Source organism: Turicibacter sp. GALT-G1 (assembly GCF_025594995.1).
Taxonomy (GTDB): Bacteria; Bacillota_I; Bacilli_A; order MOL361; family Turicibacteraceae; genus Turicibacter; species Turicibacter bilis.
Map to the genome: position 1 here is coordinate 1 of NZ_JAMQUS010000065.1, position 12,329 is coordinate 12,329.

At 36.1% G+C, this 12,329-nt stretch carries 12 protein-coding genes; 1 reads left to right on the top strand and 11 read right to left on the bottom strand.

Annotation, left to right across the window (positions count from 1 at the left end):
• Nucleotides 1–58: 58 nt before the first annotated feature.
• Complete coding sequence (locus NEH74_RS11085; protein WP_055304665.1) at nt 59–511, bottom strand: GatB/YqeY domain-containing protein; 453 nt, start codon at nt 509–511, stop codon at nt 59–61.
• 20 nt (nt 512–531) lie between these two features.
• The gene (gene rpsU / locus NEH74_RS11090; protein ID WP_055244821.1) at nt 532–720 is read right to left on the bottom strand and encodes a 30S ribosomal protein S21; all 189 of its coding nucleotides are present in this window, start codon (nt 718–720) and stop codon (nt 532–534) included.
• A 160-nt stretch (nt 721–880) separates the two neighbouring features.
• Between rpsU and NEH74_RS11095 the strand changes: the two genes are divergently transcribed.
• Nucleotides 881–2,194: a lipid II:glycine glycyltransferase FemX gene (locus tag NEH74_RS11095; RefSeq protein ID WP_055304663.1), complete on the top strand. Its 1,314-nt coding sequence runs from the start codon at nt 881–883 to the stop codon at nt 2,192–2,194.
• A gap of 30 nt (nt 2,195–2,224) precedes the next feature.
• Here NEH74_RS11095 and NEH74_RS11100 read toward each other — a convergent pair whose 3' ends face one another.
• The 9 genes from NEH74_RS11100 to trxA all read right to left on the bottom strand — a co-directional run bounded on the left by NEH74_RS11100 (nt 2,225) and on the right by trxA (nt 12,149).
• A complete protein-coding gene (locus NEH74_RS11100) occupies nt 2,225–3,667 on the bottom strand; it encodes a UDP-N-acetylmuramoyl-L-alanyl-D-glutamate--2,6-diaminopimelate ligase (protein WP_055304661.1) in 1,443 nt (480 codons plus the stop codon).
• 21 nt (nt 3,668–3,688) lie between these two features.
• A complete protein-coding gene (mtaB, locus tag NEH74_RS11105) occupies nt 3,689–4,993 on the bottom strand; it encodes a tRNA (N(6)-L-threonylcarbamoyladenosine(37)-C(2))-methylthiotransferase MtaB (RefSeq protein WP_055244828.1) in 1,305 nt (434 codons plus the stop codon).
• Between the two features lie 33 nt (nt 4,994–5,026).
• Nucleotides 5,027–5,773, bottom strand: a complete 747-nt coding sequence (locus tag NEH74_RS11110; RefSeq protein ID WP_055277443.1) for a 16S rRNA (uracil(1498)-N(3))-methyltransferase — start codon at nt 5,771–5,773, stop codon at nt 5,027–5,029.
• A gap of 41 nt (nt 5,774–5,814) precedes the next feature.
• Nucleotides 5,815–6,759, bottom strand: a complete 945-nt coding sequence (prmA, locus tag NEH74_RS11115) for a 50S ribosomal protein L11 methyltransferase (protein ID WP_055277445.1) — start codon at nt 6,757–6,759, stop codon at nt 5,815–5,817.
• Between the two features lie 211 nt (nt 6,760–6,970).
• The gene (gene dnaJ, locus NEH74_RS11120; RefSeq protein WP_055244834.1) at nt 6,971–8,113 is read right to left on the bottom strand and encodes a molecular chaperone DnaJ; all 1,143 of its coding nucleotides are present in this window, start codon (nt 8,111–8,113) and stop codon (nt 6,971–6,973) included.
• Nucleotides 8,114–8,200: 87 nt separating this feature from the next.
• Nucleotides 8,201–10,009, bottom strand: a complete 1,809-nt coding sequence (dnaK, locus tag NEH74_RS11125) for a molecular chaperone DnaK (RefSeq protein ID WP_055244835.1) — start codon at nt 10,007–10,009, stop codon at nt 8,201–8,203.
• A 25-nt stretch (nt 10,010–10,034) separates the two neighbouring features.
• Nucleotides 10,035–10,592 carry a nucleotide exchange factor GrpE gene (grpE, locus tag NEH74_RS11130; RefSeq protein ID WP_055244837.1) on the bottom strand — a complete coding sequence of 186 codons (558 nt, stop codon included), beginning with the start codon at nt 10,590–10,592 and terminating at the stop codon, nt 10,035–10,037.
• 12 nt (nt 10,593–10,604) lie between these two features.
• Nucleotides 10,605–11,627, bottom strand: coding sequence for a heat-inducible transcriptional repressor HrcA (hrcA, locus tag NEH74_RS11135; RefSeq protein ID WP_055244839.1), 1,023 nt, complete (start codon nt 11,625–11,627; stop codon nt 10,605–10,607).
• A gap of 207 nt (nt 11,628–11,834) precedes the next feature.
• Nucleotides 11,835–12,149: a thioredoxin gene (gene trxA, locus NEH74_RS11140; protein ID WP_055244841.1), complete on the bottom strand. Its 315-nt coding sequence runs from the start codon at nt 12,147–12,149 to the stop codon at nt 11,835–11,837.
• Between the last annotated feature and the right edge of the window lie 180 nt (nt 12,150–12,329).

A 12,329-nucleotide genomic window follows, 5' to 3' on the forward strand; every position in this document is an offset into this window, starting at 1 on the left:
AAATATTATAGAACCTTAATATCTCACTCATTAAAAAAAACACACATAAATGTGTGTTTTAGTTTTGGTTTAAGTAAGCTTTCACTAATGTACTTACTAGGGCACCGTCTGCACGTCCCTTTGTTTTAGGAACGATTGCACCCATCAACTTACCCATGTCAGATGGATTGATTGCGTTAATCATTTTAGCTGTTTCAGATATTAGTTGTTTAATCTCTTCCTCAGTAAGTTGTGCTGGTAAATAAGCATTTAAGTACACTAACTCTTGCTCGATTTTTTCTGCTAAATCTTCACGATCAGCATCTCTAAATTCTTTTAAAGAATCTCGACGTTGTTTAACTTCACGTGACAGAACAGTTAATTCCTGTTCTTCATTTAACTCTGCTACACCTAAATGAATTAATTCATTTTGTAAAGATGCTTTTAACATACGAATGACAGATAAGCGATCCTTTTGTTTCGCTTTCATTGCCTCTTTCATATCAGCGTTTAATTGATCGAGTAATGCCACTGAAATCACCTATTTAAAAATTAGTATTTGTTACGTTTGCTAGCTGTTTTACGAGCTGCTTCAGATTTTTGTTTACGTTTGATACTCGGTTTAACGTAATATTCACGTTTACGAGCTTCAGTAAGGGTACCTACTTTAGATACTTCTCTCTTAAAACGACGTAATGCATCATCTAATGATTCGTTTTTTCGAACTACAGTTTTAGCCACCACTAACCCTCCTTCCGCTTCGCTACGATTAACAGTAATATTATACAACATATATCGGGTTCTGTAAACAAAACAAAATAAATTCATTAAAATGATTTTATGTTATAATAATAAACGATAATAATATTATTGATAAACAAGAACTTAAAGGTGGAGTTTTATGAAATTTGTGACCAATTTATCAGCAGAACGTTTTAATACGTTTGCTGCCAGCCATCAAAAAAATCACTTTTTACAAAGCTACGAATGGGGAGTCTTCAAATCAAAATCACCTGACTGGTCATTCGATACCGTCGGATTAGAAGATACAGATGGAAACTTAGTTGCCGGAGCGCTTGTCCTGATTCGCTTCCTTCCGATTATCAAACGTCCTTTCTTATATGTCCCACGCGGATATATTATCGACTTTAATGATGCTCAACTACTCCAAACATTCACAGAAGCGATGCGTCAATATGCCAAATCTAAAAAAGCAATCTTTATTAAAATTGATCCAGATATTAAATATGTTGATCGTACAGTTGATGGGGAAAAAGTTGAAGGTTCTGTCCCAAATAATGAACTTCTTCAAACTTTAACGAACTTAGGCTATCGTCACCTTGGATTCACTCAAGACTTTGATTCTAGCATTCAACCTCGTTATACATTCCGTTTAGATTTAACCCCTTCAGAAAAAGACTTATTACAAGGATGCCATTCTAAAACACGCTATAACATTAAGGTCGCTCAGAAAAAAGGAATTGAAATTGTTGAAGGAAATCGTGAAGATTTAAAAACGTTTGAAGCCATTATGCGTGTCACTGGTGAACGCGATGGGTTCTTAACACGTCCTCTCTCTTATTTCGAAGACATGTATGACACTTTAGCACCAAATGGAATGTGTAAACTTTACTTAGCTAAATTAAATACAGAACAGGCTTTAGCAAATATTGAAGAAGAATTAGCGCAAACGGAACAATCAATTTCTAATTTACAGACTCAACTTCAAAATAAAGAGTTAAATGAGAAAAAACGCCAAAAACTTCAAAATAGATTAGAACCTGAAGCAAATAAATTAAATAACTTAACGCAACAAAAAGAAGAGCTTCAAAAATTATATGAAGAACATCCTGCTGGCATTACCATGTCAGGAATTATTGCCACTTACTTTGGTAACAAGTCATGGTACTTATACGGAGCAAGTGATAATGTGTATCGTGAATTCATGCCTAACTATTATATTCAGTGGCAAGCTTTCACCGAAGCTAAAAAAGCTGGCTATGAAATCTATGACTTCTTTGGAATCAGCGGAAAAACAGACGAGTCTGATCCACTATACGGTCTATATCGTTTTAAAAAGGGATTTGGCGGAGACTTTACTGAGTTCATTGGGGAATTTGATTACGTCATCGATCCAATCGGTTATTTCGCTTGGACCAAACTACTCCCACAATTTAAAAAATTCAAGAAAAAATTACGTCAGAAAAAGCATTAAAAAAGTGTTCCTCAATCGAGGAACACTTTTTTATCCAATTTGAAGTTTTTTACGTAAAATTTCTTTTGCTACTTCACGATCATCTAATTCAATATTTCCACTTTTCCAATATTGAACCTTTTCATGACCACGACCTGCAATTAAGACGATATCATTTTTCTGAGCTTTATTAATCGCTGCTTCAATTGCTTTAATACGATCAACAATGACTTCATAATGACTCTCTTCCATTCCTTGTGTCATTTCATTTAAGATATCGACTGGGTCTTCTGAATGAGGGTCATCCGTTGTAAAAATGACATCATCCGCATAATCCACAGATAATTTTGCAATCACGGGACGTTTTGTACGATCACGGTCACCTGGACAACCGATCACGACTTTAACAGAACTTTGTTTAATATCATTCACAAATTCTAAAACCTTCTCTACCCCATCAGGTGTATGAGCATAATCCACAATAACTGTAAAATCCTGTCCCTCATTAATAATCTCCATACGACCATCAACAGGCGATAATTTTGCAATCAATGAGACGATTTGTTCCATTGGCATTCCCGCTGCATAAGCCGAAGCCATAGCACCTAATGCATTATGCACATTAAATGTTCCAAGTAATGGTGTTTTCACTTCGTACTGACCTACTGGTGATTTCAAAGTAAAGGTCGTCCCAGATGTTGTCATCCTCACATCTAACGCTCTAAAGTCAGCATCCTTTTCAATGGCATACGTATAGAAACGTTGCTGAGCCGCTTTAAGTCGATTCACTAGTTGAATCCCATATTCGTCATCAAGATTCACAATTCCATAACCATCCGGCGTTAACATTGTAAATAATTTATATTTTGCTTCAAAATATTCTTCCATTGTTGGGTGGAAATCTAAGTGTTCGGGTGTTAAATTCGTAAATAATGCAACTTTAAAGCGACAGTAATCCACGCGGTGAAGTTCTAATGCATGTGATGAAACTTCAATCGCTACATTTTGAACACCGGCTTCAACCATGTTGTTAAACGTTTGTTGTAAGCTTAATGGTTCAGGAGTGGTATTTCTCGGTTCTATAAATACCTCACCATAACGAATTCCATTCGTTCCAATGTAACCAACATTTCCCTCAAATCCACCTAGTAAATGTTCTAAAATATAGGCCGTCGTGGTTTTACCATTTGTTCCTGTTAACCCAAATAAATTTAACTTTTCAGTCGGTTTATTAAAGATTAAATGGGCTAAACGAGGTAACTCAGCTTTTGTATCTGCCACAATGATTTGTGGAATCCCTATATTTTCAATCGATTGCTCACAAACAATAGCAACTGCTCCCGCAACTTCTGCCTGTTTTGCAAAGCGATGACCATCAACTGTATACCCCTTAATACAGACAAATAAATCACCTGGTTGAACAAGACGGTTATCAGTTGAGATTCCCGTCACTTTCAAATCAAAATCTACATCAAATAATAACTTAATATCCATGCCATCGCCTCTCATTCACTGTTACTTAACCATTTCCCCTTGACAGATTGGATAATCTGCTTTCACAACTTTAACTGGTACAACCTCTCCAATGAGATCAGGTGTCCCTTTAAACTCAACTTTCACATAGTTACTAGCATGCCCAACTAAGTACCCTTCATTTGTATGAGAGACTTCTTCCGGAATGACTTGTAACACTTTCCCTTCACATGAACTTGCATACTCTTTAGCTAATTGCTCACTTAATGCTAATAATTGATTCACACGCATTGACTTAATAAGTTCAGGCACTTGGTTTTCCATACGTGCAGCTGGTGTTCCATTACGAACTGAATAAGGGAAGACGTGTAACTCAGAGAATCCAATACGTTTAATTGTTTCTAATGTTTCATTAAATAATTCTTCTGTTTCACCAGGGAATCCAACGATCACGTCTGTTGTAATCGCTAAGTTATCAAATAACTCACGTAATTCAGTCACTTTTTGTTCAAACTCAGCTAACGTATATGGACGTTTCATCCCTTTTAAAATCGTATCTGAACCCGCTTGAATTGGCATATGTAAATGATTTACAATTTTATCCGATTTCTTCATCGCTGCAATGACATCATCTGTTACTTCTGATGCCTCAATCGATGAAATACGGATACGTTTTAATCCTTCAATCTCAATTAAGTCTTGTAATAACTTACCGAAGCTATAATCTTCTAAATCTTCTCCATAGGCAGCTGTGTGAATCCCTGTTAAAACTACTTCACAATGTCCATGTTCAACTAATTGTTTAACTTGTTCTATCACGACTTCTGGTTTTTGTGAACGAACAGTTCCACGTGCCCATGGAATGATACAGTATGTACAGAAATTATTACATCCATCTTGGATTTTTAATGTGGCACGTGTACGGTCTGAGAATTGTGTGACATTTAAAGTCTCAAATCCATCCACTTTAAAGACATTTTGAATTTGTGAAATAGGTTGACGCTCTTCACGATATTTTTGTACTAAGGCTGGAATTTGATCACGACCATGTGTCCCGATGACAATATCCACCCCATCAATATCCATAATCTCTTTTGGTTTCGTTTGCGCATAACATCCCATCACACACATCACGGCTTCTGGATTACGACGAATCGCACGTCGAATCACTTGACGACTCTTTTTATCTCCCGTATTTGTCACTGTACATGTATTAATGATATATACATCTGCTACTTCTTTAAAGTCTACTTTCTCATAACCTTCGTTTTTAAATAATTCCCATACCGCTTCTGTTTCGTAATGATTTACCTTACATCCCAGGGTATGAAATGCTACAGTTGGCATCAAAATCAATCCTTTCCATACTCTTGTTGTCTTTTATAATTCTAATGCGTACGAAATGGCACTTAAAATATAAATCGGTGCCGTTTCCGTCCTTAAAATACGTGGCCCTAACGCACAAGGTTTAAATCCTGATTGTAGTAATAATGTCTCTTCTTTTTCACTAATTCCACCTTCAGGCCCAACCACTACTAGCATCTTACCATTCGTTTGAATCTCCCTTAGTGATTGCTTTAACTGCGCTAACTGCCCTTGTTTTGCTGTTTCTTCATAGGCAAATAAACAAACATCATATTGTGAAGCTCGATCTAATAATTGCTTAAATGTATAAACATCAGTAACTGTCGGAACCATTTGTCGATGCGATTGCTCTGCTGCTTCTTTGGCAATCTTATTCCAACGTTCTACTTTCTTACTCGCTTTTTTCGCATCTAACTTTACAACTGAACGTTCCATATTAAGTGGAATAAACTCACTAGCCCCACATTCCGTTGCCTTTTGAATGACCCATTCAAATTTATCACCTTTTGGTAACCCATGTGCAATTGTCACTTCAATTGGAAGCTCTGTTTGTGCTTCAATTACAGAGTCTAATGTAACTTCAATCTCTTGTCCATTCATTTGCTTAATGGTTGCAAAGTGACACGCTTTATCTTCATTACATACAATAATTTGATCACCTGGCTCCATACGCATGACACGTGACATATGATGCGCATCATCACCCGTAATAATGGCACCATCCCCTTGAAATTGAGTATTGTTTAAAAAATAGCGTTGCATTCCATTGCCTCCAATGACTGATTATTCTCTATTTACAATTACTACTTGCAACCATTATAGATTGCCACAATAGCAACCCATCCATTCTTCTCTTTTACTTCAGTTACTGTAAAATGATGAGCATTTAATGCTTGTACCACTGCGTCTTTTTCATGATCGACAATTCCTGAACAGATAAATGTTTTACCAACCGGTAATACTTTTTCAACATCGCTTAACATATTAATGATAATAGGGGCTAAAATATTAGCTACCATTAAGGTTGGTTGTTGCCCTAAAGCACCTACTCCATCAATTAAATTATTTTTTTCAACTAAAATATTTTGACAATGATTCATTTCAATATTTTCTTTCGCACGAATCACAGCCATCGCATCTAAGTCGACGGCATAAACTGACTTCGCCCCAAGTTTTGACGCTGCAATTGCCAAAATTCCTGACCCTGTCCCAACATCGACCACAACTTGTTGAGAATTCACATATTTTTCGATTAATTCTAGACAAAGTTGTGTGGTTTCGTGTGTTCCCGAACCAAAGGCCATTCCTGGATCTAACATAATTTCAACGACCGATGGATCCGTTGTTGGCTCTAACCAACATGGCTTAATGACTAATGTCTTAGTGATTTCGATTGGGTTATAATGCTTTTTCCAACTATTCGCCCAATCTTCTTCATCTAACATTTTAATCTCCAATTTATTATGGTCATAATGATCCAGTTTTAAATTTAATAATTGCGTTCTTACAAACTCTAATTGATTTTCAATATCTGATGTGACCGCTAAGTAACCTTTAATAACCACACCTGTTGTTGGATAGTCATCAGGATTTAAGCGATAAATCTCACCAAAATGATCTTCATGAGCTTCTGTTAATGTATTTGAGTCTTCTACTAGTACTCCCTTTGAACCAGCTTCAATAAAAATATTGCTAACTAAATCAAATGCCTCATGAGTTGTATGAAAACTTAGTTCTAACCAGTTCATATGGTCACCTCATTTTAAATTATCGTACTATCCATTCAAGTTGTTATAACAATCAAATAACAATTCTCGACTCGATAGCTATTTTTTCTCATTTTCTAATTATAACACAAAATCAATCAAACATAAAATTATGTCTCTTTGTTTAATTCTGTAAATTTATAAATCTTTAGTATAAAAAAGGTTGTGAGAACAAAACTCACAACCCTTATTATTATTTAAAAGCTTTTTTTAACTTATCCCAAATTGATCCTGATTTATCTTCTAATTGATCAAATTCATGTAATAATTCACGTTGACGATGGTTAAGTTTTTTAGGTACGACTAATTTAACTTTAACGTATAAGTCTCCCGTCATTTCGCGGTTAATGTACTTAATTCCTTTATTACGAACTCTAAACTCAGTCCCTGATTGAGTTCCTTCCGGAATCTTCAACGCTACTTTACCATTTAACGTTGGAACTTCAACTTCTGCTCCTAATGCCGCTTGAGAGAATGAAATTGGAATTTCACAACGTAAATCGTATCCATCACGGATGAAGAAATCATGTGGTAAAACACGGAATGCGACATATAAATCACCACTTGGACCACCATTACGTCCCGCTTCACCTTGTCCACTTAAGCGGATTTGTTGTCCATCATCAATTCCTGCAGGAACTTTGACTTCAATTGTTTTTGTTTTATTAACTGTTCCACGACCATGACAAGCATCACACTTATGTTTAATTTTCTTACCAGCTCCATGACAATCTGGACAAACAGTTTGTGTTTGCACGCGACCTAAAATCGTATTTTGAACTTCAGTTACGCGACCGCTTCCACTACAACGTGAACATGTTTCCACATCATCTTTCGAACGCGCACCACTTCCACCACATTTCGTACACTCTTCTTCACGATTAACTGAAATTTCTTTCGTTGTTCCAAAGGCTGCCTCTTCAAATGAAATAGTAATGGCTTGTTGTAAATCATTTCCGCGTTGTGGAGCATTTGGATTACGACGACTGGCACCTCCGCCAAAGCCACCAAATCCTCCGCCGAACATACTTTCAAAAATATCACCAATGTCTTCAAATCCTCCGGCACCGCCGAAGCCTCCAAAGCCACCAAATCCACCTTGTCCACCAAAGCCTTCTGCTCCTGCATGTCCAAACTGATCATATGCAGCACGTTTTTGTTCATCACTTAACACATCATAAGCTTCTTGAACTTCTTTAAATTTCTCTTCTGCATTTTCCTCTGTTGAAACATCGGGATGGTATTGTTTCGCTAATTTACGATAAGCACGTTTGATTTCGATATCACTTGCTGATTTTGAAACCCCAAGGACTTCATAATAATCACGTTTTGCCATGCCTTTTTACCCTCCTTCTTTTACTTTCCTAACTATACCATAAAAAAAAGTCAAAGTCATAGTAGACTTTGACTTTTTACTTTTTTATTATACTTCTTTATATTCAGCGTCTACTACTGAATCGTCACCTGATTCTGCTCCACCTTGAGCGGCTTGCCCAGCTTCAGCTGCTTTTGAATAAACTTTAACTGCTAATTCTTGAGCCACTTTTTCAAGTTCTTCTTTTTTCGCTTTAATTTCATCTACATTTCCTTCGCTTAATGCTTTTTCTAATGCTTCAACACCAGATTCAACATTTGCTTTTTCTTCTGCAGTTACTTCATCCCCTAATTCAGTCACTGATTTTTTAGCTGCGAAGATTAATTGTTCTGCTTCATTGCGAAGTTCTGCTTGCTCTTTGCGTTTAGCATCTGCATCTGCATTTTCTTCAGCTTCACGTACCATGCGATCGATTTCTTCGTCAGTTAATCCTGATCCTGAAGTGATTGTGATACGTTGCTCTTTTTGTGTTCCTAAATCTTTTGCCTTAACATTTACAATACCATTTGCATCGATATCGAATGTTACTTCGATTTGAGGGATTCCGCGTGGTGCTGGTGGGATATCTCCTAATTGGAAGCGTCCTAATGTTTTATTATCGCTTGCCATTGGACGTTCACCTTGTAAAACATGAATATCTACTGCTGGTTGGTTATCTGCTGCAGTTGAGAATACTTGTGATTTTGAAGTTGGGATTGTTGTGTTACGAGGGATTAATACTGTCATAACTTGTCCCATTGTTTCGATACCTAATGATAATGGAGTTACGTCTAATAATAAGATGTCTTTAACGTCACCTTGTAACACTCCACCTTGAATTGCAGCACCCATTGCTACTACTTCATCTGGGTTTACTCCTTTATTAGGTTCTTTTCCTAATTCATTTTTAATCGCTGCTTGAACTGCTGGGATACGAGTTGATCCACCAACTAATAATACTTGATCTAAGTCATTAGCTGTCATTTTTGCATCTTTTAATGCTTGACGAACTGGTCCCATTGTACGTTCTACTAATGGTGCAGTCATCGCATCAAATTGTGCACGAGATAATGTTTTTTCTAAGTGTAAAGGACCTGTGGCATTCATTGAGATAAATGGTAATGAAATTTGGACTGAAGTTACCCCTGATAAGTCTTTTTTCGCTTTTTCAGCTGCATCTTTTAAACGTTGCATTGCCATTTTATCTGCTGATAAATCAACACCAGTTTCTGATTTGAACTCTTTAACTAACCAATCAATAATCACTTGGTCGAAGTCATCTCCACCTAAGCGGTTATCTCCTGCTGTAGCTAATACTTCGAATGTTCCATCTGCTAAATCTAAGATAGATACGTCGAATGTTCCTCCACCTAAATCATATACTAAGATAATTTGTTCTTTATCCGTTTTATCTAATCCGTATGCTAATGCAGCCGCAGTTGGCTCATTAATAATACGTTTTACATCTAAACCAGCGATACGTCCAGCATCTTTTGTCGCTTGACGCTCAGCATCATTAAAGTAAGCAGGTACTGTAATAACAGCTTCTGTTACTGGTTCACCTAAGTAAGCTTCAGCAGTCGCTTTTAAGTTTTGTAAAATAATTGCTGAAATTTCTTGTGGTGTATATTCTTTCCCTTCAACTGTCACTTTGTGGTTTGTTCCCATATGACGTTTGATTGACATAATTGTATTTGGGTTCGTAATTGCCTGACGTTTAGCCACATCACCAACTTGACGTTCTTCACCTTTAAATGAAACAACAGATGGTGTTGTACGAGCTCCTTCTGGATTAGCAATAACCTTTGCCTCTCCACCTTCCATTACAGAAACACATGAGTTTGTTGTTCCTAAGTCGATACCGATAATTTTACCCATAGAGATTCATCCTCCTTAATATATATTATTCGCTAACTTTTACCATTGATGGTCGGATCACACGATCCTTTAGCTTATATCCTTTTTGTAACTCTTGTAATACCATTCCTGATTCTACACCTTCTACAGCTTCTTGCATCACTGCTTGGTGTACTGTTGGATCAAAAGCGACACCCTCTGCTTCGATTACTTCTACTCCTTCTTGTTTAAGAGCATCTACTAATTGAGCATGGATCATTTTAAATCCTGTTAAAAATGTTTTGGTATTTTCATCTTCAACCGTACTTGATAATGCACGTTCGAAGTTATCAATTGCTGGAATAATATTTGTTACAATTGATTGCGAACGATACTTTACTTCACGTGCACGTTCTTCATTCATACGACGCTTGAAGTTTTCAAGCTCTGCCGCATTACGTAGCAATTGATCTTTTAACTCTTCAATTTGCTGCTTTAAACTTTCAGTTTCAGAGATTGTTTCAACTGTTTCTGTTGCTTCACACTCTTCTTGGCAGCACGTTGATTCTACAGCTTCCACATTTTCTTCATTTAATTCCTCAACTGATTGGGCATCCTTATTCAATCGTCCCACCTCCTATTTATATAAATCAGACATGATTCGAGCAACTTGTTCAAGAAGTGGAATAATTTTACGATACTCCATTCGGGTCGGACCTAGTACCGCAATTTTACCAAATTCATGATCACTAATCTGATAAGGAACTGTAATTAGCGTACAATTCTCCATCGCTTTAATCTCATTCTCTTGTCCAATTTTAACCGTTAATTGATGGCCGTCTTCGTCGGCTTCTATTACTTTAACAATTTCATCAGCTTCAATCATATTAAATAAATGATACGCTTTATCTAAATCGTTAAATTCAGGTTGTTTTAAAATATTTGACTTCCCACTCAAAATATAATTTTGTTGATTTAATGACTGGGTTAAAAGTTGTAGCATCGCATACATAATTTCTTCTTTATAAGAAATAAAATCATGTAATTGATGTTCAAAACTTTCTGTCAATTTTTCATGAACATGTCCAATGTATTCTCCTACTAATAACTCATCGAGTGCTTTGATAATGCTTTCCATTCTAGTCATATCAATATTAGTTGGAAGAGTAATTGTTCGACTTTCTACATGGCCTTGATCTGTAATCAAAACAAACACCGCTTGACGTTCTGAGATTGGAACAAGTTGAATTTTTTTCACTCGACTATAATCTCTAGAAGGTCCAAGTAAAATCGATGTGTAGTTAGTCAAACTCGATAAGAGCTTCACAGCTTCTTTAATCGTTGTTTCACGTTCAAATTGTTTTTGATCTAACAATTGTCTAAATATTCCTACTTCTGGTGTTGTCTCCATCGGTTCTTGATTTACGATGAAATCTACATAATAGCGATAGCCTTTTTGACTTGGCACGCGACCACTCGATGTATGAGTTTTTTCAATAAATCCCAAATCCTCTAAATCTGCCATATCATTACGAATGGTTGCAGCAGAGAAGTTTAATTCCTCTTTTTTAGAAAGGATTCGCGAACCAACTGGTTGTGCAGTTTGTATGAACTCTTCTACAATTGCCTTTAAAACTAATATTTGACGTTCTGTTAGCAATGTAAACACCTCTTTTAGCACTCATTAACCCTAAGTGCTAATACCATTATATAAAACTCTATTAGCACTGTCAACACTATAGTGCTAATTTTTTTGTTTTTTATCTTTATTATACAAACTCAAATCAGATGTTTTCGAGATAGACAATGGCTGATAATAAAACAAAAGAAGGTACAATGCATAGTGTACCCTCTTTTTAAAATTTCATTATTTATTTGCTTCAATTAATGATAATAATGAGGCTTTAGGTTGGAAACCTACTGTTTGTTGAACTGCTTGTCCATCTTTGAATAAAATTAATGTTGGAATTGACATTACTTTATATTCAGCTGCAACTGCTGGACAGTTATCTACGTTTACTTTAACAATTTTTGCTGTTCCTTCTAACTCTGTTGCTAATTCATCTAAAACTGGTGCAATCATTTTACATGGTCCACACCAATCAGCATAGAAGTCAACTAATACTAATCCACTTGCGATTTCTTGAGCAAATGATTCTTCTGTTGCATGAATGACTGACATGTTCATTCCTCCTTTTATACCCTTTTTCTATACTTTAGTATAGCACATTTCCATGAAATTACAAATAATTTGCACTTTCCCCCATATTATCTCACATTTATCAGAATGTATCCACAAGAGCATGAACTAAAATTTTCAAAAACATGAATTTTATAGATCGTTTCATCATACCTGTCATTA

Excerpts from the sequence above, each read along its gene's own strand:
- NEH74_RS11095 (WP_055304663.1), top strand. The coding sequence starts at position 881 with ATGAAATTTGTGACCAATTTATCAGCAGAACGTTTTAATACGTTTGCT.
- NEH74_RS11100 (WP_055304661.1), bottom strand. The coding sequence starts at position 3,667 with ATGGATATTAAGTTATTATTTGATGTAGATTTTGATTTGAAAGTGACG.
- mtaB (WP_055244828.1), bottom strand. The coding sequence starts at position 4,993 with ATGCCAACTGTAGCATTTCATACCCTGGGATGTAAGGTAAATCATTAC.
- NEH74_RS11110 (WP_055277443.1), bottom strand. The coding sequence starts at position 5,773 with ATGCAACGCTATTTTTTAAACAATACTCAATTTCAAGGGGATGGTGCC.
- prmA (WP_055277445.1), bottom strand. The coding sequence starts at position 6,759 with ATGAACTGGTTAGAACTAAGTTTTCATACAACTCATGAGGCATTTGAT.
- dnaJ (WP_055244834.1), bottom strand. The coding sequence starts at position 8,113 with ATGGCAAAACGTGATTATTATGAAGTCCTTGGGGTTTCAAAATCAGCA.
- dnaK (WP_055244835.1), bottom strand. The coding sequence starts at position 10,009 with ATGGGTAAAATTATCGGTATCGACTTAGGAACAACAAACTCATGTGTT.
- trxA (WP_055244841.1), bottom strand. The coding sequence starts at position 12,149 with ATGTCAGTCATTCATGCAACAGAAGAATCATTTGCTCAAGAAATCGCA.